The 1,252-nt window shown below is 70.4% G+C and carries 2 protein-coding genes; both read left to right on the plus strand.

What is annotated here, in order from left to right; genetic code table 11:
* Window positions 1–139: 139 nt before the first annotated feature.
* Window positions 140–976: an HTR-like protein gene (locus U4E84_RS17815; RefSeq protein ID WP_322533414.1), complete on the plus strand. Its 837-nt coding sequence runs from the start codon at window positions 140–142 to the stop codon at window positions 974–976.
* A 139-nt stretch (window positions 977–1,115) separates the two neighbouring features.
* The coding region (locus U4E84_RS17820; RefSeq protein WP_322533415.1) for a ribbon-helix-helix protein, CopG family at window positions 1,116–1,252 on the plus strand (137 nt) is incomplete at its 3' end.

The raw sequence follows: 1,252 nt of genomic DNA on the forward strand, positions 1-1,252 counted from the left end.
GCGGCCGGCGTCGGCGGAAGGGTGTCGGTCGTCCGGGCGGCGAACGAGGGCGCGCGCGTCACCGGAGGCGCGGAGAGCGGCGAGGGCGCCGCCGGTCGGGAGAGGTAACACTAAGCCGCGCGGCGACGCGACGAACACCATGTCCAGTGTTCCGTTCGGAGTCGCTCGCCTCGACTCGATCCTCGGGGGCGGCGCGCCGTCCGGCAGCGTCGTGCTGCTCGCGGGCGAGGCGGGCGCCGGGGCCCGGGAGTTCTGTTACACCAGCGCGGCGATGAACGCCCTGGCGGGCGCCGACGAGGAGCTGTTCGACCTCTACTACGGCGACGTCGACGCCGACGCGACGCTTCCCGAGTCGGTCCACTACATCTCGTTCACCCCCGACACCGAGGCGATCACCCGCGAGATGGGGTACACGATGGCTTCGGAGATCGTCGACGCGGCGGTCTCGGAGATCGCCTTCCGGGACCTCTCGCCGGAGTACTTCCAGCTGTCGCCCGTGCCGCGCGACTGGTACGAGACGGAGACCGCCTCGATCACCGAGCTCGGCGACCGCGGCGAGTACGAGGACGTGCTCACCGCGTTCGGCGACTACCTCTCGGAACACGGCGAGGGGAGCCTCGTCTGTATCGACTCCGTCACGGACCTCGTCTCGATGGTCTCCGACGACACCGACTGGAGCGACGTCGCCATGGTGATGAAGGGGTTGAAGAAGGCGGCGTACGAGTGGGACGCCTTGGTCCTCGTGTTGGTGAACACCGAGGCGCTCCGCGACCGCGAGTTCGGCACGCTGATGGACGCCGCGGGCGGGACGCTCCAGTTCTCGTGGGAGAGCGGCGGCTCCCAGCGCGCCCGGACGATGTTCGTCCGCGAGTTCCGCGGCGTGCTCTCGCGGCTGGAGGCCGAGAACATCGTCCGCTTCGAGACCGAGATCCACGAGGGCGGGTTCGACATCAGCGACGTGCGGAAGATCCGGTAGCGGCCGCGCTCCGAACCCGCGATATCGCCCGCCGCTCGCGCCTCTCGACTCGGCCCCGCCGAGTATCGATCCGGAGAACGGCGCGACAGGTTACTTAAGCCTCGCCGCTCAACGACAGGTAGATGACGGAGGATCCGCGATGAGCGACCTCGATCCGGCGGCGGCCGCCCTCGACGCCGCGGCCGAGGACGCGGGCGTGAGCCGCGAGGAGCTCCTCAAGCGCGCGCTCGTCGCGCTCGCGGAGTCCGAGGGGGTCGACGTCCCCGACGCGGAGGA

Source organism: Halorubrum sp. AD140 (assembly GCF_034497445.1).
Taxonomy (GTDB): domain Archaea; phylum Halobacteriota; class Halobacteria; order Halobacteriales; family Haloferacaceae; genus Halorubrum.